This window comes from Enterobacter quasimori (assembly GCF_018597345.1).
GTDB lineage: Bacteria > Pseudomonadota > Gammaproteobacteria > Enterobacterales > Enterobacteriaceae > Enterobacter > Enterobacter mori.
In genome coordinates, this window is sequence record NZ_JAHEVU010000001.1 from 208,511 (window position 1) to 229,271 (window position 20,761).

A 20,761-nucleotide genomic window follows, 5' to 3' on the forward strand; every position below is an offset into this window, starting at 1 on the left:
TATGAAAGAGTATTCTATTGCCGCTATTCCCGCAGACGGTATCGGCCCGGAAGTGATTTCCGCAGGGGTGGATGTGCTTCACGCGCTGGCCGAGCGCCGTGGAAATATTCGTTTTTCGGTTCACACCTTTGAGTGGGGCTCTGATTACTACAAAACGCACGGCGTAATGATGCCGGAAGACGGGCTGGAGCAGCTGAAAGCGTTCGATGCCATCTATTTTGGTGCGGTGGGCGCGCCGGATGTGCCGGACCACATCACGCTGTGGGGCCTGCGCCTGCCGATTTGTCAGGGGTTTGACCAGTACGCTAACGTGCGTCCAACCAAGATCCTGCCGGGCATACAGTCGCCGCTGCGTAAGGCCGTGCCGGGCATCCTGGACTGGGTGATTGTGCGTGAGAATTCCGAAGGCGAGTATTCCGGTCACGGCGGGCGGGCGCACCGGGGGCTACCGGAGGAAGTGGGCACCGAGGTGGCTATTTTTACCCGTACCGGCGTCACGCGCATTATGCGCTACGCGTTTCGTCTGGCGCAGTCTCGCCCGCGTAAGCTGCTAACGGTGGTGACCAAATCTAATGCCCAGCGCCACGGCATGGTGATGTGGGATGAAATTGCCGCTGAGGTGGCGCGCGAATTCCCGGATGTCACCTGGGATAAAATGCTGGTGGACGCTATGACGGTGCGGATGACGCTGCACCCGGAATCGCTGGATACCATTGTGGCAACCAACCTTCATGCGGATATTCTCTCCGATCTGGCGGGTGCGCTGGCCGGCAGTCTGGGTGTGGCCCCGACGGCGAATATCGATCCTGAGCGTCGTTTCCCGTCGATGTTTGAACCGATCCACGGCTCTGCGTTTGATATCACCGGTAAAGGCATTGCTAACCCGGTCGCCAGCTTCTGGACGGCGGCGCAAATGCTGGAGCACCTCGGGGAAACGGACGCGGCAACCCGCCTGATGGCGGCGGTTGAGGTCGTTTGTGCCGAGGGGATCATGACGCCTGACGTAGGAGGCACGGCCACTACCCGAGAGGTCACCCAGGCGGTGATCCGCGCTATCCGCGAAGGTTAAGCCTATGGTTCAGATAAACGACAGCGCCCTGAGAGGGGCGCTTACTGAAATATTCATGGCCGCCGTAAAAAGTGCCGACCCGCACGAAGCGCTGATCGGCGCGCTGCCGGAAAAACCGCGCGGGCGGTGCGTGGTGGTGGGAGCAGGGAAGGCCAGCGGCGCAATGGCCGCCGCGCTGGAAGCCGCCTGGCCTGACGTGGATATGCAGGGCGTGGTGGTTACTCGCTATGGGCATGCGGTACTCACGCAGAAGATCCGCATCGTTGAAGCCGCGCATCCGGTGTCGGATGCCATGAGCGAGATGGCGTCGATGCTGATGATGGAACAGGTTAAGGACTTACGCGAGGAGGATTGCGTCATTGCGCTGATCTCCGGCGGAGGATCGTCGCTGCTGGCTTTGCCAAGACAAGGGATCACCCTGGCCGATAAGCAGGCGGTGAACAAAGCTCTGTTGAAAAGCGGTGCCACCATCCATGAGATGAATACCGTTCGTAAGCAGTTATCCGATATCAAAGGCGGGCGGCTGGCGCTGGCCGCGCGTCCTGCGCGAGTGGTGACCTTAATCATCAGCGACGTGCCTGGGGACGACCCGCAGAGTATTGCCTCTGGCCCAACGGTTGCGGACAGTTCTACGTCTGCCCAGGCGTTGGAGATCGTGCGGCGCTACGGCATTGCCCTGCCTGAGCACATCATAAAGGTGCTTGAAACGCCGCGTTTGCCCGTCACGGCTTCTGATATTGAACAGGATATCCGCACCATCGCCACTCCGTCGGGCGCGCTTGCCGCGGCGGCATCGGTTGCGAGCAAAATGGGTTTCACACCGCTGATTCTGGGCGATGCGATTGAAGGCGAGAGCGCCCAGCTTGGCATTGTGATGGCCGGGATAGCGAAATCTGTAAAACAGCACGGCGTGCCGGTTAAAGGCCCGGCGGTGCTGCTGAGTGGCGGAGAAACGACGGTGACGATTGGCGCAAGCGGAGCCGGGCGCGGCGGACGTAATACCGAGTTTTTGCTCTCGCTGGCGTGCGCGCTCAAGGGTGAACCGGGGATTTACGCCATTGCGGGGGACACCGACGGTATTGACGGAACAGAGGATGCGGCAGGGGCGATCGTTACCCCGGACACGCTCACCCGAACGGAACACCATGGCAGAGAGATGCTCGCGGCGCATGACAGCTACAGCTATTTTGCCGCGAGCGGGGACCTGGTACTCACCGGCCCGACGCTCACCAACGTCAACGATATTAGGGCGATTATCGTGCTGTAAGGCCTTACCCGGCCCATTGTTTCACAGGCCGGGTAAGCACAGCCCCTCAAAGCGCATGATAAGCCTGTGAATTTGCGCACTATCTTTAAGCTCGCTCCTCTTTCTAAATATCCTTTCGCTGGCTAGAATGAGCGCATCCACCGCGAAGGGATGTAACGATGACCGCCCGAGTCGATTACCAGATTGAGAAGTTTCTCCTCACAGAAGCCGCCGAGCCGGAGCGTCTGACGCGCCAGTGGGCCGAGGTGCTGGAGGAGTGTCGCGAGCAAAAATCCGGTGCTGAGGAGCGCTTGCGCCTCGCGCTGCTAAATGTGGATTACGTGACCAGCTTCGAGCTTCCCTTCAGGCTGCTCCTCACCCGCGCACCGCAGCTGATAGACGGCGTCAGAAACGAGCTTCAGCTTAGTCAGAAAAATGTTCTGTTTAACGGCAAGCGCTTTGGCTGCGTCTATACCCTTAAAAAGGATCTCAACGGAATACCAGACGAGTTTACCTATCAGCTGAAAACGCGGATCCAGCGCAGCGGCGCGACAGGATGTAATGAAGTCCCTTACCGACAAATCGCCCAGCAGGTGAAAACCCCCCGGGAACGACTCAAGCTGGCGCTTGAAAATGGACTGTCCGTGACGGCGCTCGACGGGCTTTTCTGGTTTGGTATTCAGCGCATCGCAGCGGATGTGCAACGGTTGCGCAAAACTGGGATGCGGATCGTGACGTCCAACGCCGAGGTGTTCGATACGCTTACCAAAACAACCCGGCAGATCCCGGTCTATCGCCTGGAAGGGACTGAAATTACTTAACCTGCAGCAGGATCGCCATCAACCCTGGAAAACGGGTATCCAGATCGTCTCTTCGCAATGAAATCATATTTTCGCGTCCCTGCGGACGCTGCCAGATGACCCCGCTGTCGCGCAATACGCGCCAGTGATGGGTCATTGTGGACTTCACCACATCTTCCGGGCGCAGCGCGTTACAGCTGAGTTCGCTGCCGTCGGCGAGCCGGCGAATAATCGATAGCCGGAGCGGGTTGCCGAGGGCAAAGAGCACATTTTCCAGCAGTATTTGTTCAGTTTCAGGGTGGTTAGGGATCATCGTTTTCCTGCGTATGCTGTCAGATTGAGCTATATCAACAATAGGTCAACCCTTAAAAAATAGTTCGATAATACTCGTACAATAGGACTATTATAGCAAACGAACGAATGCACGACCATCCCGGTCGTCACAGACAAGTCATAAGACTTAAGGAAATATCATGCCCCGACCCATCCCTCTCGAACGTTATCGCAACATCGGTATCTCCGCGCATATCGATGCCGGTAAAACCACCACCACCGAGCGCATCCTGTTTTATACCGGGATGAGCCACAAGCTGGGTGAAGTACACGATGGCGCGGCAACCACCGACTGGATGGCTCAGGAGCAAGAGCGCGGGATCACGATTACCTCCGCGGCGGTCAGCTGCTTCTGGCCGGGTATGGACAGAGGATATGAGCCGCACCGGATCAACATCATCGACACCCCGGGGCACGTGGATTTCACCATTGAGGTAGAACGTTCCATGCGCGTACTCGACGGTGCCGTGATGGTGTATGACTCCGTGGGCGGCGTGCAGCCGCAGTCGGAAACCGTCTGGCGTCAGGCCAATAAATATCACGTTCCGCGACTGGCCTTCGTCAACAAAATGGACCGTCCGGGGGCCGATTTCTTCCGCGTCGTGCGGATGATGCAGGAACGCCTGAAGGCCAATCCGGTGCCGATCGTCATCCCGGTGGGGGCTGAAGATCACTTCACCGGCGTGGTGGATCTCATCAAGATGCGCACCATTCTGTGGGACGATGCGACGCAGGGCATGGTGTTTACCTATGCCCCCGTGCCGGACGATTTGGTCAGTACCGCCCAGGAATGGCGGGAAAAAATGGTCTCTGCGGCGGCGGAAGCCAGCGATGAACTGATGGACAAATACCTGGAAACCGGCGACCTGACTGAAGCGGAAATTATCAAGGGGCTGCGTATTCGCACCATTTCGGGCGAAATCCAGCCGATGCTGTGCGGCAGCGCGTTCAAAAACAAAGGCGTACAGCGCATGCTCGATGCAGTGATTGAGCTTATGCCGTCGCCGCTGGACGTGCCAGCCATTGATGGCGTGGATGAAAAAGGGCAGCACGCGGAGCGTCACCCGAGTGATGATGAGCCGTTCTCGGCCCTGGCGTTCAAGCTGATGAGCGATCCGTACGTCGGGCAGCTGACCTTTATCCGCGTGTACTCTGGCGTGCTGCGCAAAGGCGACGCGGTGTACAACCCGGTGAAAGGGAAGAAAGAGCGCATCGGGCGTATCGTGCTGATGCATGCCAACGATCGCCACGAGGTGGACGAACTGCGCGCCGGGGATATCGCGGCCTGCGTGGGTCTGAAAGACGTGACCACCGGCGACACGCTTACCGATCCGAACGCCGTCATTACGCTTGAGCGCATGGAGTTCCCGGATCCGGTGATCTCGCTGGCGATTGAGCCGAAAACCAAAGGCGATCAGGAGAAAATGGGGATCGCGCTGCAGCGTCTGGCAGCGGAAGACCCGTCTTTCCGCCTGCACACTGACGAGGAGTCCGGCCAGACCATTATCTCCGGTATGGGTGAGCTTCATCTGGAAATTATTGTTGACCGCATGAAGCGTGAGTTTGGCGTCGAAGCAAATATTGGTCGCCCACAGGTAACGTACCGTGAAACCCTGCGTAAAGCGGTGAAGGATATCGAAGGCAAGTTTGTTCGTCAGTCCGGCGGTAAAGGGCAGTACGGCCATGTGGTGCTCAGCCTTGAACCGTTAGAGCCGGGCAGCGGCTTCAAGTTTGAAGATGCCACCAAGGGCGGCGTGGTGCCGCGCGAGTATATTCCTTCCGTCGAGAAAGGGCTGCGTGAGGCCATGAACTCCGGGGTGCTGGCGGGATATCCCGTTGTGGATGTGAAAGCCACCCTGACGTTTGGTTCGTATCACGACGTCGACTCCTCGGAGATGGCCTTCCGCATGGCGGCGATCCTGGGCTTCAAAGAGGGCGCGCGTAAAGCGGATCCGGTCATCCTGGAGCCCGTGATGCACGTGGAGGTGGAAACGCCGGAAGAGTACGCGGGTAACATTATGGGCGATCTCTCTTCCCGCCGCGGCATGGTGCAGGGGATGGCGGAGCAGTACGGCAGCCAGATTATTCGCGCTGACGTGCCGCTGGCGGAGATGTTTGGCTATGCCACCACATTGCGTTCGATGTCCCAGGGACGCGCGACCTATACGATGGAATTCCACCATTTTGCAGAAGCCCCGCGGAATGTTGCGGATGAGATTATTTCGCGGCGAGCTAAGTAATAAGATCACCCTCTCCCTGTCGGGGGAGGGTTTTCTCAATCCAACGCCTTCACTATCTTCCCACTCGCCACAAACGTCCCGGCCCCAAGATGATGCAGGGTGTTCAGCTTATCCCCGTCAAACTGCCAGCGTCCGGCGACAAACGCGCGTTCATCGGCTGCCGCTGAAACCACTTCACCAAACAGGGTGTCATATTTTTCTGCCGCAGAAGTTACAGGTAATAACCGGCACTCCATCCACGCCAGACATTTTTCTTCAATCACCGGCAGGCCAAGCTCAGGGCCTTGTACGACCGGGATCCCATAGCAGTTGAATTTGTCTTCATCGCGCCCGCTGACGCTGCCGACCGCGTATGTCCAGTTGGCCGCCGCCACGCCGGGGATGACGATGCCAAATTTCCCGCTGCGCTCAATCAGCTCGCGTGACCAGGTACTTTTATCCACGACGATGGCGATACGCGGCGGTTCAAACTCAACGGGCATTGACCATGCGGCGGCCATCACGTTGCGTCTGTCCAGGCTTTCATCCCGACTGGTGATAAGCACAGTAGGGCCGTGGTTCAGCAGACGGCTGGCATGACGTAATTCAACAGGGCGAAAGTGACTCATATGATCTCCTCATCTACATCGATGAGTATGACGAAAAAGCACGTAAATCAAAGTGGACGCATAAAATTAGTTTATAAACAGAACATCACAATCAAAGGAAACTGATTAATGTCCCCATTCCTGACCGCCTATTTCGCCCGCATCGGCTGGACGCAACCGACCGCTGTTGATATCGATACCCTGCACGCGCTGCATTTACACCACAACTGTGCGATCCCTTTTGAGAATATTGATGTCGTTCTGCCGCGTGAAATCCAGCTTGAGGATCAGAATCTGGTCGACAAGCTGGTCTCCGCGCGCCGCGGAGGCTATTGCTTTGAGCAAAACGGCCTGTTCGAACGCGTATTGCGCGAAGTCGGCTTTACGGTGCGCAGCGTGCTTGGGCGCGTCGTTCTGGCGAATCCACCGCAAATGCCGCCGCGCACGCACCGCCTGCTGCTGGTTGAGCTTAACGGCGAGCGCTGGATAGCGGACGTGGGGTTTGGCGGCCAGACGCTGACGTCGCCGATTCGTCTGCTCGCCGGTGAACAACAGGAAACGCCGCACGGCCTGTATCGTCTGTTGAGCGAGGGTAACGACTGGGTGCTGCAGTTCCGCCATCACGATCACTGGCAGTCGATGTACCAGTTTGACCTGACGACGCAGTATTTCAGCGATTACGTGATGGGGAATTTCTGGTCAGCGCACTGGCCGCAGTCGCATTTCCGCCACCATCTGCTGATGTGTCGCCACCTGCCTGACGGCGGCAAGCTGACGCTGACCAACTTCAACTTTACCCACTGGCAAAATGGCCATGTGGAGGAGCAGATCCATTTGCCGGACGCTGAAGCGCTTTACCGACTGATGCAGGAACGCTTTGGACTGGGCGTTGACGATGCCAAACACGGATTTTCACTGGCTGAGCTCACGGCCGTGATGGCGGGTTTTGATACGCATCCTCAGGCCGGAAAATAGCCCGGTGGCGGCTACGCCTTACCGGGCCTGCATGAGTTTGAACGTAGGTCGGGTAAGGCGTAGCCGCCACCCGACTAAATCAACGACGCGATCTCACCACCTGATACCGACGGGTAAAATACTCAAAGGGCGCGCTCCACACGTGCACCAGACGGGTGAACGGGAAGATCAGGAAGATCGTCATCCCCAGCACCAGATGGATGTGGAAGATCGGCGCCACGCCGTTCAGCATTTCTGATGAGCCCCCCTTAAACGTCACGATCCCCTGCGCCCAGCCGACCAGCTTCATCATCTCACTCCCGTCAGGATACTGTGCGGAGAAGGGGATGGTGGTCAGTCCCAAAATGCACTGGATCAGCAAAATGCTCATGATGATGATATCCGGCGTGGTGGAGGTGGCGCGCACGCGTTGATTGAACAGGCGGCGGTAAAGCAGCATAGAACCGCCAATCAGCGTCAATACGCCGCAGATGCCTCCCGCAATCATGGCCAGTTGCTGTTTAACCGCGACGGGTAAAAACCAGGCGTACATCCAGTGCGGGGTTAACATGCCGAACAGGTGCCCGAAGAAGATCCCCAGAATCCCGATATGAAACAGGTTAGAGCCCCAGTTCATGCCGCGTTTGCTGAGCATCTGGCTCGATGAGGCCCGCCAGGTATACTGCCCGTAGTCGTAGCGCAACCAGCTGCCGAGGAAAAAGACGGTGGCGCAAATGTAGGGGTAAATGTCATAGAAAAACACGTTCAGGTAGTGTGTCATTTTGGGCCTCCGGCGCTGACGTCCACGTACTGCGGCGCGACGTCCTGGCTAAAGCGTCGTTGATAGTGCTGCATCGGCGAGCTGTCGCACGATGTGGCGTTGTCTTCGATAAATTTCACCTGTTCTTCTTCCCAGACGGCGTCCAGCGCCTGGCGGGTATCATCCCGTTTTTCACCGGACACCTGTGTCGCCACGCTGTCGCTGGAAAGCCGCGTACCCGCCAGCGCCAGCAGGGCGTCAAACAGCTGGTAATGCGCTACGCCGCGCTGCTTCAGACGTCCCCCAATCAGCGCCAGGATCGGCGCGACGTTTTGCAATCCTTCGCGCGCCTCGTCGTCGGTAACGATGCTGAGGTATTCCAGGTAGAGCGGCAGATAGTCCGGCAGCTCGCGGCAGTCCAGCTGTAGCCCAGCTTTCTCGTACTGGGACATCAGATCAACCATCGCCTGACCGCGATCGCGGGACTCGGCGTGAACATGCTCGAACAGCAGCAGCGAGGTCGCGCGGCCGCGTTCAAATACTTCACACCATTCGGCCTGCTTGTCCAGCAGCGGGGCGCTCAGGTGCTGCTGCGCAAATGGCAGCAGCATGGGCGCGTCCTGCGCTATTAACAAAAGCGCTTCATCACGGTTTTCCCACAGGATCTCATCGGGATACTCAATGAGTAGCGCGATGATTTTGAGGATCTGCATTATTCTCCCTCCCCGTGTTCGCGCACCTCGGTGATGTTAATCGCGTCGATGCGGCTGCTGTTGAAGAGGTTGAATTTGGTGTCGGAGCCGTGGCAGCCGTCGCCAAAGGTGAAGCCGCAGCCGTTTTTCTCCGGGAACGCGTCGCGCGCCATTTCACGGTGGCTGGTCGGGATCACGAAGCGATCTTCGTAGTTGGCGATCGCCAGATAGCGGTACATCTCTTCAACCTGCGCTTCGGTCAGGCCGACCTCTTCAATGGCGCGGGTATCGGTCACGCCTTCCACGGTCTGGGAACGTTTGTAATGGCGCATCGCCATCATGCGTTTCAGGGCGCGCAGCACCGGGCCGGTATCGCCCGCGCTGAGCATGTTCGCCAGATACTGTACCGGAATGCGCAGGCTCTCTACGGCAGGCAGTACGCCGTCGCTCTGCGGCAGGCCGCCGGCGTCCGCGTAGGACTGAATCGGCGACAGCGGCGGCACGTACCAGACCATCGGCAGGGTGCGGTATTCCGGATGCAGCGGCAGGGCCAGCTTCCAGTCCATCGCCATTTTGTAGACCGGCGAACGCTGGGCGGCGTCAATCACGTTCTGTGGAATACCCTGCTTCAGCGCTTCTTCAATCACCGCCGGATCGTTCGGATTCAGGAACACGTCGCACTGGCGCTCGTACAGGTCGGTTTCATGCTCGGTGCTGGCCGCTTCTTCAATGCGGTCCGCGTCATACAGCAGCACGCCGAGGTAGCGGATGCGCCCGACGCAGGTTTCCGAGCAGACGGTCGGCTGGCCGGATTCAATGCGCGGATAGCAGAAAATACATTTTTCTGATTTGCCGCTTTTCCAGTTGAAGTAGATTTTCTTGTACGGACAGCCGCTGATGCACAGACGCCAGCCGCGGCATTTGTCCTGGTCAATCAGCACGATGCCGTCCTCTTCGCGCTTGTAAATCGCGCCGCTCGGACAGGTTGCGGCACAGCTCGGGTTCAGGCAGTGCTCGCACAGGCGCGGCAGGTACATCATGAAGGTATTTTCAAACTGGCCGTACATTTCCTTCTGGATCTTCTGGAAGTTGCGGTCGCGGGCGCGTTTTTCGAACTCGCCGCCCAGCAGCTCCTCCCAGTTGGGCCCCCAGACGATTTTGTCCATCCGCTTGCCGTCGATCAGCGAACGTGGGCGGGCGGTGGGGAGGTGATCGCCCTCCGGGGCACGGTGCAGATCCTGATAGTCAAAGGTAAAGGGCTCATAGTAATCGTCAATCTGCGGCAGGACGGGGTTGGCGAAAATCTTCGACAGCACGCCCATCTTGCCGCCGAGACGCGGCGTCAGCTTGCCGTGAATGCCGCGGATCCAGCCGCCTTGCCACTCCTCCTGATCTTCCCAGTTTTTCGGGTAGCCGATGCCCGGTTTGGTTTCGACGTTGTTAAACCACGCATATTCCATCCCTTCACGCCCGGTCCAGACGTTCTTACAGGTGACCGAGCAGGTGTGGCAGCCGATGCATTTATCGAGATTCAGAACCATGCCAACCTGTGAGCGTATTTTCATTTTTTCGCCTCCTGGACCTGATCCCGACCTTCGCCGTCCAGCCAGTTAATGTTTTTCATTTTGCGGATCATGATGAACTCGTCGCGGTTGGAGCCGACGGTGCCGTAATAGTTGAAGCTGTACGCCAGCTGGGCGTAGCCGCCGATCATATGCGTCGGTTTCGGGCAGACGCGGGTGACAGAGTTGTGGATCCCGCCGCGCCGTCCGGTCACCTCGGAACCCGGAATGTTCAGGATGCGCTCCTGAGCGTGGTACATCATGGTCATGCCCGGCGGCACGCGCTGGCTGACCACCGCGCGGGCGGTGAGGGCGCCGTTGGCGTTGAAGGCTTCGATCCAGTCGTTGTCCTCAATGCCCAGCTCGCGTGCGTCGGTTTCGCTGATCCAGACAATCGGTCCGCCGCGCGACAGGGTCTGCATCAGCAGGTTCTCGCTGTAGGTGGAGTGGATGCCCCATTTCTGGTGCGGCGTCAGGAAGTTGAGCGCTTTTTCCGGGAAGCCGTTTGGCGGGATCTCGCGCATATGGGTAACGCTTCGGGTATCAATCGGCGGACGGTAGGCCACCAGACTCTCTCCGAAGGCGCGCATCCACGCGTGGTCCTGATACAGCTGCTGGCGGCCCGAAAGGGTGCGCCACGGGATCAGCTCATGAACGTTGGTATAGCCCGCGTTGTAGGAGACGTGCTCGCTCTCAAGTCCGGACCAGGTCGGGCTGGAGATGATTTTGCGCGGCTGCGCCTGGATATCACGGAAGCGGATCTTCTCGTCTTCTTTGTTCAGCGCCAGGTGGGTGTGATCGCGCCCGGTCAGTTCGCCGAGCGCTTCCCAGGCTTTCACCGCCACCTGACCGTTGGTTTCCGGTGCCAGAGCGAGGATCACTTCAGAGGCGTCAATTGCGGTTTCAATGCGCGGGCGGCCTTTCGCCGGGCCCTCAAGCTTGACGTAGTTCAGCTTGCCGAGGAAATCGACCTCGTTCTGCGTGTTCCACGATATGCCTTTCCCGCCGTTGCCGAGCTTCTCCATCAGCGGGCCGAGGGCGGTGAAGCGTTCGTAAGTTTCCGGGTAGTTACGCTCGACCACCGCAATGTTCGGCGCCGTTTTACCGGGGATCAGATCGCATTCGCCTTTGCGCCAGTCCTGAATATCAAACGGCTGTGAAAGCTCCGCCGGCGAGTCGTGCTGCAGCGGCTGCAGCACCACGTCGGTTTCGGTGCCCAGATGCCCGACGCAGACCTCGGAGAAGACTTTGGCGATACCTTTATAGATCTCCCAGTCGCTGCGGGACTCCCACGCCGGATCGACGGCGGCCGAGAGCGGGTGAATAAACGGATGCATGTCCGAGGTATTCATGTCGTCTTTTTCATACCAGGTGGCGGTGGGCAGGACGATATCGGAGAACAGACAGGTGCTGGACATGCGGAAGTCGAGCGTGACCAGCAGGTCGAGCTTGCCCTCGATGGCTGCGGTCTGCCACTCCACCTCTTCAGGCTTCACGTCATCGGTAGAGCCGAGATCTTCGCCCTGAATGCCGCTTTCGGTGCCGAGGAGGTATTTCAGCATGTACTCATGGCCTTTCCCGGACGAGCCGAGCAGGTTAGAGCGCCAGACGAACAGGTTGCGGGGATGGTTCTTACCGCTGTCGGGCTGCTCGCAGGCGAAACGCACGTCACCCGATTTTAGCCCCTGCACGGTGTACTCCTGCGGCGTCATCCCCGCCGCCTCCGCGCGGGCTTTTATGTGCAGCGGGTTAAGGTTGAGCTGCGGGGCTGACGGCAGCCAGCCCATACGCTCGGCGCGGACGTTGAAGTCGATGAGGTGGCCGGTGAATTTCGAGGCGTCCGCCAGCGGGGAGAGCAGCTCCTGCGCGGTCAGCTTCTCGTAGCGCCACTGGCTGGCATGGTTGTAGAAGAATGAGGTGCTGTTCATCTGGCGCGGCGGACGGTTCCAGTCCAGCGCGAAGGCCAGCGGCAGCCAGCCGGTTTGTGGGCGCAGCTTCTCCTGGCCCACGTAGTGTGACCAGCCGCCGCCGCTCTGCCCGACGCAGCCGCAGAAGACCAGCATGTTGATCATCCCGCGGTAGTTCATGTCCATGTGGTACCAGTGGTTGACCCCGGCACCCAGAATGATCATCGAACGACCGTGCGTTTTGTGCGCCGTATCGGCAAACTCGCGGGCGATTTTTTCTATCAGATAAGCGGGTACGCCGGTAATCTGCTCGCCCCAGGCCGGGGTGTAGGCTTTGATTTCACCGTAGTGTGCTGCTGCGTTGTTGTCTTCCAGACCGCGATCGAGACCGTAGTTAGCCAGCACCAGATCGTAAACGCTGACCACCCGTTTCTCGCTGCCGTCGGCGAGCGTCAGGGTTTTGCTCGGCACGCGGCGCGTCAGCACCGGCTCCTGCTTCACGCTGCGGAAATGCGGGTTCTCGTTGCCGCCAAAATAGGGGAAGGCGACGTCCGCCACGCTGTCGTGGGTAATGAGCAGGGAAAGGGTCAGTTCGGTTTCGTGGCCTGCAGCCTGCGGCTCCAGATTCCATTTGCCTTTTTCTCCCCAACGGAAACCAATCGATCCGTTTGGCACCACCAGGTTCCCGGCAATGTCAAAGGCGACGGTCTTCCATTCAGGGTTATTGGCTTCACCCAGCCCGTCGATAAGGTCCGAGGCGCGCAGCATTCGTCCCGGCACCACACGACCGTCTTCCTGCTCGTCGAGCAGCACCAGCATCGGCATGTCGGTATAGCGGCGACAATAGTTGAGGAAGTAGTCGCTGGGGTTATCGAGGTGGAACTCTTTGAGGATCACGTGGCCCATCGCCATGGCGAGGGCGCTGTCGGTGCCCTGTTTGGGGGCCAGCCACTGGTCGCTCAGCTTCGCGACCTCCGAGAAGTCAGGCGTGATGGCGACGGTCTTGGTGCCTTTGTAGCGCACTTCGGTAAAAAAGTGGGCATCCGGGGTGCGGGTCTGCGGCACGTTCGAGCCCCAGGCGATGATATAGCTGGAGTTGTACCAGTCGGCGGACTCCGGCACGTCGGTCTGCTCGCCCCAGGTCATCGGCGAAGCCGGAGGCAGGTCGCAGTACCAGTCGTAGAAGCTCAGGCAGGTGCCGCCGAGCAGGGAAAGATAGCGCGTGCCGGCAGCGTAGGAGACCATCGACATCGCCGGGATAGGGGAGAAACCGGCGACGCGATCCGGGCCATACTTTTTGATGGTCCAGACGTTGGCGGCGGCGATCAGCTGATTCAGCTCTTTCCAGTTCGAGCGGATAAATCCGCCGTGTCCGCGTGCCTGCCGGTAGCTCTGCGCCTTTTGCGGATCGCTCTGGATGGCGTCCCAGGCCAGCACCGGATCGGTATGCTGCGCCAGCGCCTCGCGCCAGAGCTCAATTAACGTGCGGCGCACCAGCGGGTATTTGAGACGGTTGGCGCTGTAGAGATACCAGGAGTAGCTCGCCCCGCGCGGACAGCCGCGCGGCTCGTGGTTGGGCAGGTCAGGGCGGGTACGCGGATAGTCGGTCTGCTGGGTTTCCCAGGTCACCAGGCCGTTTTTGACGTAAATCTTCCAGCTGCAGGAGCCGGTACAGTTTACGCCGTGGGTGGAGCGCACAATCTTGTCGAACTGCCAGCGCTGACGGTAGCTGTCCTCCCAGTCGCGGTTGGTGTGGTATACCTGCCCGTGCCCGTTGGCGAAGCTGTCCCCCTTTGTTTTGAAATAACGAAAGCGATCCAACAGTTTGCTCATGACATTTCTCCTGCTTCGGACGTGTAGTTATTCTTTTTTTGCGGATTTGCGGCCATACACCAGCCAGGTAACAAGCACGCAGACGATGTAAAACACGAGGAACACCTTCATGGCGCCGACCGGCGATCCGGTCATCGCCAGCGAGGTGCCAAAGGCTTTAGGAATGAAGAATCCTCCAACGGCACCGATGGCGGAGATAAAGCCCAGCGCGGCGGCGGTCTCCGTCACCGCTTCGTGCTGCGCCTGCTCGTCCGTGCCGCCCTCCTGCTTCACGCGGGTTATCGTGATTTGGCGGAAGATAATGGCAATCATCTGGAAGGTGGAGCCGCTGCCCAGCCCGGCGGTGAGGAACAGTCCCATAAAGACCAGATAGAACGCGACAAAGCTGCCGGAGCCAGAGCCGGGCAGCGTCAGGAAGATCAGGGCGCTAAAGACGGCCATAAAGACGAAGTTAATCAGCGTGACCCGTACGCCGCCCAGTTTGTCGGAGATCATCCCGCCCGCTGAACGCGCCAGCGCACCGATAAGTGGGCCAAAGAAGGCGAGGTGCAGGATGTTCACGTCCGGGAACTGGGTTTTCGACAGCATGGCAAAACCCGCCGAGAAGCCGATAAACGAGCCGAAGGTCGCCAGATAGAGCAGGCTCAGCAGCCAGAGGTGAAAGCGCTTCAGCACCGGGAGCTGGCTGGCAATAGAAGCCTTAGAGCTGGCAATATCGTTCATGCCAAAAAAAGCAGCAAGGGTTGCCAGCAGCAGCAGCGGCGCCCAGATCCATGCTGCATTGGCCAGCCATATCGTCGAGCCATCTTCCTGCGGCACGCCGTGCACGCCGAGGAAAGTGAACATCGGCAGAAATATCACCAACGGTGCGACCAGCTGCATCACGCTGACGCCAAGGTTGCCGAGCCCGCCGTTAATGCCGAGCGCGCTGCCCTGTTTTGCCTTGGGGAAGAAGAAGCTGATGTTGCCCATGCTGGAGGCAAAGTTGGCACCTGCAAAGCCGCAGAGCAGGGCAATCACGATAAAGACCCAGTAAGGCGTCGCGGTGGTCTGAATGGCAATTCCCAGCCAGACGCAGGGAATAATCAGGATGACGGTACTCAATACCGTCCAGTATCGTCCGCCAAATATGGGTACCATAAACGAATAGGGGACGCGCAATATCGCGCCGGAGAGAGAAGGTAATGCCGTTAGCATAAAAAGTTGATCGGTGGTGAAATTAAATCCGACTTTATTGAGATTGACCGCGATTGCGCTAAACAGCATCCATACGCAAAAGGCCAGCAGTAAACATGCCACCGAGATCCACAGATTTCTTTGCGCGATATGTTTGCCTTTATTCTCCCAAAATTGCGCGTTTTCAGGTTTCCAGTTACTTAAAAGATGCGGGTTACTCTTTTCACTTTGTGGTGACATATCGCCCTCTTGCTTGCCATAATGGAGAGAAAAACGAAGTGAAAACAAAAAGATAAATGAGAGTGGGGACTAGGGTTTATTGGATGTTTTGGGATACATCTGAAAGGATAGATAAAAAAGCGAACCCCTGAGATTAGAATGGGATTAAGGGGTCGCTTAATGTGTTACTAATTGTAAAATGCACGAGAATTAATACTCCGGAAGGGGTATTAAAACAATTCCAGCGTAATGAGTTTATCGAGATGCTTATTAAAGGCCGCGTCGTCCATCTCCGGCATATTTAATATGTAAATGCCGTCCAGCCCGCACACCAGCCCTATCAAACGCCAGGCAATATTTTCTGCACGGTCAGTCAGCGTAAATTCGCTGGCCTCCGCCCCGGCACGAATAATGGCAACGGTCTCCTGATGCCACATCTCCATTGTCAGTACGTAAGCGCCTTTTATTTCGGCATCCCGAATGGCCAGAATTTGGGCTTCACGCCACAGACGAATATAGGGCTCAAACCTGCCGTCATCGCTGCCGAGCATAGCATGGAGGCGTGCGCGCCAGCTCGCCTCTTCACCCGGCACGTCGGCATCCAGTAATTCGCGGATCAGGCGAACAAACGCCAAAGACTTTAGCTCGCCGCCGGAGGTGAAGTGGTGGTGAACCTGTCCGGTCGCCACGCTGGCTTCAGCGGCAATGCGGCGCACCGTCATTGCCGCCAGTCCTTCAGCCAGCGCCACGCGCATGGCGGCCTGTAAGATGGCTTCCCGCCGTTCATCCTTGCTCAGATATCGCATGTTTATTCACTCTCAATGGCAATGAAACGAGTGTAACAAAAAGCTGGACATGCGTTCAACTTTACGTAGGATCGCATCCTGGACATGTGTCCATGTTTTAAAAGAAAAGGAAATTTATGTTTCGTCAGTGGTTAGCGTTGGTGATTATCGTGCTGGTGTATATCCCGGTGGCGATCGACGCGACGGTGCTGCACGTGGCGGCGCCGACATTGAGCATGACGCTGGGCGCCAGCGGCAATGAATTGCTGTGGATCATCGACATTTACTCGCTGGTAATGGCGGGAATGGTACTGCCGATGGGGGCGCTGGGTGATCGCATTGGTTTTAAACGATTGCTCATGATTGGCAGCACGCTGTTTGGCCTGTCGTCGCTGGCGGCAGCGTTTGCCCCGTCGGCAGGTTGGCTGATTGCGGCGCGCGCGTCGCTGGCTATTGGTGCGGCGATGATTATTCCGGCTACGCTTGCTGGGATCCGTACGCTGTTTATCGACGCGCGGGATCGTAATATTGCGCTCGGCGTCTGGGCGGCCGTGGGTTCCGGCGGGGCGGCATTTGGCCCGCTGATTGGCGGCATGCTGCTGGAACACTTCTACTGGGGTTCAGTGTTTTTGATCAACGTGCCAATCGTGCTTATCGTTGTCACGCTTGCGGCGCGTTTTGTTCCCCGGCAGCAGGGGCGGCCTGAGCAGCCGTTGAACATTAGCCATGCGATCATGCTGATCGTGGCGATTTTACTGCTGGTCTACAGCGCAAAAACCGCGTTGAAAGGCGTGCTGTCGCCGTGGCTGGTGGCCTGTACGCTGCTGACTGGCGCGGTAATGCTGTTTATTTTCGTGCGCATTCAGCTGCGCGCCCGCGTGCCGATGATCGACATGCGCCTGTTCTGTCACCGCATCATTTTAAGCGGCGTGGTGATGGCGATGACGGCGATGATTGCGCTGGTGGGGTTTGAACTGCTGATGGCGCAGGAGTTGCAGTTTGTTCATGGCTTCACGCCGTTTGAGGCGGGCATGTTTATGCTGCCGCTGATGGTAGCGAGCGGGTTTAGCGGCCCGATTGCGGGTGTACTGGTGGGACGTCTCGGTCTGCGTCTTGTGGCGGCTGGGGGGATGGGGCTGAGCGCGGTCAGTTTTATCGGCCTGTCGATGCTTGATTTCAGCACTCAGCAGCTGCTGGCGTCTTCCCTGATGGTTCTGCTCGGCTTTAGCGCGGCCAGCGCGCTGCTGGCCTCGACCTCTGCGATTATGGCCGCTGCGCCAAAAGAGAAAGCGGCTGCCGCAGGGGCGATTGAAACCATGTCCTACGAGCTGGGCGCGGGGCTTGGGATCGCCATTTTCGGCCTGCTGTTAACCCGCAGCTTCTCGACGTCGATTGAGCTCCCGCAGGGGCTGGCCCCGTCGCTTGCAGATAAAGCCTCGTCCTCTATTGGTGAAGCGGTGAAGATGGCGCAGGATCTGGCGCCGTCGCTGGCGGAGTCGGTGATTGAGGCGGCGAAAACGGCGTTTATCACCTCCCACAGCGTGGCGCTGGGGAGTGCGGGCGGAATGCTGCTGTTGCTGGCAGTGGGGATCTGGTTCAGCCTGGCGAAAGCGCCGAAGCCGTAAAACCCGCCCAGTTTGTCCCCTCTCCCTGTGGGAGAGGGTTAGGGTGAGGGCATCAGGCCACGGTAATGGCTTAGATTTCCTGCGCGGCGGCCAACACGCTGTGCAGCAGCACGTTTGCCCCTTTCTCTGACCACTCCGGCAGGATCCTTTCCGCTTCGTTATGGCTGATGCCTTTTACGCAGGGGATAAAGATCATGCTGGCCGGAGCGATTTTGCTGACATAGCAGGTGTCATGCCCGGCACCGGATACCATCGGTTTAGACGAGTAGCCCAGCGCCGCCACGGCGCGTTCCGTGCGGGCCAGACACTCGGCGTTAAACGCAATCGGCGCGTAGTCAAAAATGCGCTCGACGTTAGCCGTCACGCCGCGGGCGGCCAGGCTTTCAGCAGCCTGATGCAGCGCCGCCTCCATTGCTGCCAGCGCATCCTGTTCCGGATGGCGGAACTCCACGCTACACACGACGCGAGACGGCACCACGTTGCGCGAATTGGGCGTGATCTCGGCCATGCCGATCGTCGCGCGACCGTCCGGCGCATGCCGATAGCCAATTTCTTCCACCTTCAGCGCCAGCCCGGCGAACGCGGTTAGCGCATCGCGTCGGCTGTGCATGGGCGTGGTGCCCGCATGCGCGGCGAAACCGTCCAGCGCGATCGTATACCAGCGCTGGCCCATGGCCGCACGCACCAGACCGATATCGATGGATTCATCTTCCAGAATCGGTCCCTGCTCAATGTGCAGTTCATAGCAGGCGTGGACCGGAAAAGCGCGGGCCGGAATTTCGCCGCGATAACCGATCGCCTCAAGCGCCTCGCGTACCGTTACCCGCTTGCTGTCCATCCGGGCGTAGGCAAAATCCTCCGAAAGCTGGCCTGCCCAAACGCCTGATGCGAGCATCGCCGGGGCAAAGCGCGCGCCTTCCTCGTTGGTCCAGTTCACCAGCACAATGTCGCGCTCGGTTTGTACGTTGTTATCGTTCAGCGTCCGCAGCAGCTCAAGCCCGGCCAGCACGCCGTAGATACCATCGTAGTTGCCGCCGAGGGGTTGCGAATCAACGTGCGAGCCGGTCATCACCGGCGCGAGCGCCGGGTTTTTTCCCGCACGGCGGATAAACATATTGCCCATGCTGTCGACGTCGCAGGTGAAACCCGCCTCCAGCGCCCAGTCGCGCAGCAGGTTACGCGCGATGCGATCTTCCTCGCTCAGGGCCAGACGGGTAACGCCACCTGCGGGCGTGCCGCCGATCTGCGCCATCATCTCCAGCGTTGTCCACAGACGCTCAGCGTTGACCCGGATCATGCCGTGTCCTTTTTACTGCGGTAGCGGAAGTCACAGCACGAGCCGCCCTGCATGATGGTGGTGGTGCGCGTCAGCTCCACATCCGGCGCGTAGCCCACAATAAATTTCTCGTCGCGCGCGCAGGAAAGCAGGTGACCGATTTCACCCAGCCCCATCTCGTGGTACATCTCGGCGTAGCGGCAGCGGGTCACGTTGTAGTTGTACTGCTGGTCGTCGGCGTCGATCACCTTAACCTCAAGGGCATTATCTTTCTCCCACAGGTACTGCAGGGCGATAAAGCTCTTTACGTCCGCGCCGTCGGGCTCTTTGCTGGCAAACGCTTTGCCTGCGTCAATCGCGGCCTGCTCAATGGCCTCGCCAATGACCGCCTGCGCGCGGGTTTTGCCAATCTCCCGCACCAGGATTTCATAGATTGGCTTAATAATTTCGGCTTCAATTTTGCGGCGGGCGAGAATGCCCAGCTCATTATTATCACTCATCACATTGCCTCACTGCGGTTACTTGTCTTTCGCGCCGCCCAGTACGGTCTGCGGCTGCCACTTGCCGTCAACGACTTTGTAAACCGTGAACGACGGTGATTTCAGGTTGCCTTCTTTATCAAACGCGATCTGTCCGGTCACGCCCGAATAGCTGATGGCGCGCAGGGCAGGCAGATACTCGGACGGTTCGACGGAATCGGCTTTTTCCATGGCCGCAACCAGCACGCGGGTGGCGTCATAGGCGAACGGCGCGTGCAGTTCGATATGGGTGTGGTAGCGCGACTGATACGCCTGCTCGAAGGCTTTACCGCCAGGCATCTGTTCAACCGGCAGACCCGGCTCCAGCGCGACCACGCCTTCGCCTTCCTTCTGCGCCAGCTGGAGGAAGGTCTGGCTGACGAAGCCGCCTGCGCCCATCAGCGTGGCGTTCATGCCCAGCTGTTTAATACGACGCGCCAGCGGTGCCGCCTGGCTGTCGACGCCGCCGAAGAAGATCAGATCGGCGTTTTTGCTGCGAATGGCGGTCAGCACCGCGCTGAAGTCCACGGTTTTATCATCGACGTACTGACGGTCGACAATCTTCACGCCCTGAGCTTCCAGCGATTTGATAAATTCGTCCGCCAGGCCCTGACCAAAGGCGGTACGGTCGTCGATCACCGCAATGCGTTTGGCTTTCAGCGTATTGACCGCGTACTGACCGGCAAACTGTCCGCCGTCATCGTCATGGCCCATTACGCGGAAGCTGGTGTCAAAGCCTTGTTTGGTATAGGCGTGCCCGGTCGCCACCGGGGCCACCTGTGCGATGCCCGCATCATGATAAACGCGCGCGGCCGGAATGCTGGTGCCGGTATTCCAGTGGCCGACCACGCCCGCCACGCCGCTGTCCACCAGACGCTGCGCCACGGCAACGGCGGTGCGCGGGTCGGACTGATCGTCTTCGGACTGCAGTTTGAAGGTCACCGCTTTGCCGCCGATGGTCGGGTGCTGCTTGTTGATGTCGTCAATGGCCAGCTGCGCGCCGTTTTCCAGATCTTTACCGATACGGGCAGACGGGCCGGTGAGCGGGCCCGCCAGGCCGATGGTCACGGTTTCGCTGCCAGCGGCCCACGCGGCCGTCGAGGCAAAACCGCTGAGGAGAAGAGCGGCGCTGAGCGCACTGATTTTTACTGTTTTCATTATATTTCCCTGATGTTGGCT

At 58.8% G+C, this 20,761-nt stretch carries 17 protein-coding genes; 6 read left to right on the forward strand and 11 right to left on the reverse strand.

Annotated features, from left to right (window positions below):
- Position 1: 1 nt before the first annotated feature.
- The 3 genes from KK102_RS00980 to KK102_RS00990 all read left to right on the forward strand — a co-directional run bounded on the left by KK102_RS00980 (position 2) and on the right by KK102_RS00990 (position 3,136).
- On the forward strand, positions 2 to 1,069 hold the full coding sequence (locus KK102_RS00980; RefSeq protein ID WP_216356718.1) for a tartrate dehydrogenase: 1,068 nt from the start codon (positions 2 to 4) through the stop codon (positions 1,067 to 1,069).
- Between the two features lie 13 nt (positions 1,070 to 1,082).
- Positions 1,083 to 2,336 carry a glycerate kinase type-2 family protein gene (locus KK102_RS00985; protein ID WP_420842087.1) on the forward strand — a complete coding sequence of 418 codons (1,254 nt, stop codon included), beginning with the start codon at positions 1,083 to 1,085 and terminating at the stop codon, positions 2,334 to 2,336.
- 158 nt (positions 2,337 to 2,494) lie between these two features.
- Positions 2,495 to 3,136 carry an ECs1377 family protein gene (locus KK102_RS00990; protein WP_216356719.1) on the forward strand — a complete coding sequence of 214 codons (642 nt, stop codon included), beginning with the start codon at positions 2,495 to 2,497 and terminating at the stop codon, positions 3,134 to 3,136.
- Here the strand turns inward: KK102_RS00990 and KK102_RS00995 are convergent.
- Entirely contained in the window at positions 3,129 to 3,428 is a 300-nt protein-coding gene (locus KK102_RS00995; protein WP_008501755.1) for an ArsR/SmtB family transcription factor, read from the reverse strand. The genes KK102_RS00990 and KK102_RS00995 overlap by 8 nt on opposite strands.
- 160 nt (positions 3,429 to 3,588) lie before the next feature.
- Here KK102_RS00995 and fusA point away from each other — a divergent pair, with 160 nt between their 5' ends.
- Positions 3,589 to 5,688 carry an elongation factor G gene (gene fusA, locus KK102_RS01000; protein ID WP_216356720.1) on the forward strand — a complete coding sequence of 700 codons (2,100 nt, stop codon included), beginning with the start codon at positions 3,589 to 3,591 and terminating at the stop codon, positions 5,686 to 5,688.
- A gap of 35 nt (positions 5,689 to 5,723) precedes the next feature.
- Here fusA and KK102_RS01005 read toward each other — a convergent pair whose 3' ends face one another.
- A complete protein-coding gene (locus KK102_RS01005; RefSeq protein ID WP_126544762.1) occupies positions 5,724 to 6,296 on the reverse strand; it encodes a flavin reductase family protein in 573 nt (190 codons plus the stop codon).
- A 108-nt stretch (positions 6,297 to 6,404) separates the two neighbouring features.
- Between KK102_RS01005 and nhoA the strand changes: the two genes are divergently transcribed.
- Entirely contained in the window at positions 6,405 to 7,250 is an 846-nt protein-coding gene (nhoA, locus tag KK102_RS01010; protein ID WP_216356721.1) for an N-hydroxyarylamine O-acetyltransferase, read from the forward strand.
- Positions 7,251 to 7,329: 79 nt separating this feature from the next.
- On the opposite strand, the gene narI is transcribed toward nhoA, so the two are convergent.
- The 6 genes from narI to KK102_RS01040 form a co-directional block, all read right to left on the reverse strand.
- Complete coding sequence (gene narI, locus KK102_RS01015) at positions 7,330 to 8,010, reverse strand: respiratory nitrate reductase subunit gamma (protein ID WP_216356722.1); 681 nt, start codon at positions 8,008 to 8,010, stop codon at positions 7,330 to 7,332.
- Positions 8,007 to 8,702: a nitrate reductase molybdenum cofactor assembly chaperone gene (gene narW, locus KK102_RS01020; RefSeq protein ID WP_126544759.1), complete on the reverse strand. Its 696-nt coding sequence runs from the start codon at positions 8,700 to 8,702 to the stop codon at positions 8,007 to 8,009. The genes narI and narW overlap by 4 nt, the downstream gene beginning before the upstream one ends.
- On the reverse strand, positions 8,702 to 10,246 hold the full coding sequence (gene narH, locus KK102_RS01025) for a nitrate reductase subunit beta (RefSeq protein ID WP_148400751.1): 1,545 nt from the start codon (positions 10,244 to 10,246) through the stop codon (positions 8,702 to 8,704). Before narH ends, narW begins: the two co-directional genes overlap by 1 nt.
- Positions 10,243 to 13,983, reverse strand: coding sequence for a nitrate reductase subunit alpha (locus KK102_RS01030; protein ID WP_216356723.1), 3,741 nt, complete (start codon positions 13,981 to 13,983; stop codon positions 10,243 to 10,245). The genes narH and KK102_RS01030 overlap by 4 nt, the downstream gene beginning before the upstream one ends.
- 27 nt (positions 13,984 to 14,010) lie before the next feature.
- A complete protein-coding gene (locus KK102_RS01035; RefSeq protein WP_216356724.1) occupies positions 14,011 to 15,399 on the reverse strand; it encodes a NarK family nitrate/nitrite MFS transporter in 1,389 nt (462 codons plus the stop codon).
- A 209-nt stretch (positions 15,400 to 15,608) separates the two neighbouring features.
- Entirely contained in the window at positions 15,609 to 16,184 is a 576-nt protein-coding gene (locus KK102_RS01040) for a TetR family transcriptional regulator (RefSeq protein ID WP_216356725.1), read from the reverse strand.
- 116 nt (positions 16,185 to 16,300) lie between these two features.
- Here KK102_RS01040 and KK102_RS01045 point away from each other — a divergent pair, with 116 nt between their 5' ends.
- Positions 16,301 to 17,788 carry an MFS transporter gene (locus tag KK102_RS01045; RefSeq protein WP_216356726.1) on the forward strand — a complete coding sequence of 496 codons (1,488 nt, stop codon included), beginning with the start codon at positions 16,301 to 16,303 and terminating at the stop codon, positions 17,786 to 17,788.
- Between the two features lie 70 nt (positions 17,789 to 17,858).
- On the opposite strand, the gene KK102_RS01050 is transcribed toward KK102_RS01045, so the two are convergent.
- The 3 genes from KK102_RS01050 to KK102_RS01060 are packed head-to-tail and all read right to left on the reverse strand — an operon-like array spanning position 17,859 to position 20,740.
- Entirely contained in the window at positions 17,859 to 19,085 is a 1,227-nt protein-coding gene (locus KK102_RS01050) for a Zn-dependent hydrolase (protein ID WP_216356727.1), read from the reverse strand.
- Positions 19,082 to 19,564, reverse strand: coding sequence for an L-2-amino-thiazoline-4-carboxylic acid hydrolase (locus KK102_RS01055; protein WP_046889613.1), 483 nt, complete (start codon positions 19,562 to 19,564; stop codon positions 19,082 to 19,084). Before KK102_RS01055 ends, KK102_RS01050 begins: the two co-directional genes overlap by 4 nt.
- 18 nt (positions 19,565 to 19,582) lie before the next feature.
- Entirely contained in the window at positions 19,583 to 20,740 is a 1,158-nt protein-coding gene (locus KK102_RS01060) for a branched-chain amino acid ABC transporter substrate-binding protein (RefSeq protein WP_216356728.1), read from the reverse strand.
- Positions 20,741 to 20,761: the final 21 nt, after the last annotated feature.